This is a genomic window from Bradyrhizobium lablabi (assembly GCF_001440475.1).
GTDB lineage: Bacteria > Pseudomonadota > Alphaproteobacteria > Rhizobiales > Xanthobacteraceae > Bradyrhizobium > Bradyrhizobium lablabi.
The window spans coordinates 108,644-108,848 of sequence record NZ_LLYB01000071.1; the positions used below are offsets into that span (position 1 = coordinate 108,644).

1 protein-coding gene is annotated in these 205 nt (G+C 68.3%); it reads left to right on the forward strand.

The features are described from left to right. On the forward strand, positions 1-205 hold a 205-nt coding region (locus CQ14_RS44680; protein ID WP_199805554.1), incomplete at both ends, for a VCBS domain-containing protein.

Consider the following 205-nt stretch of genomic DNA (forward strand, 5'->3'; position numbering starts at 1 on the left):
CGAGCTATGACGGGCTCAACGCCGGCGAGCCGCTGGTGCTGACGGTGGCCTTCACCGCCACGGATGAGAACGGTGCCACCTCCGCGCCGGCTAACCTGGTGATCACCATCACCGGCACCAACGACATTCCGGTCGCATCAGCGGCGGTGGCTGCAGTCGCCGAGGACGCCAGCATCTCCGGCAACGTCTCGGCCACCGACGCCGA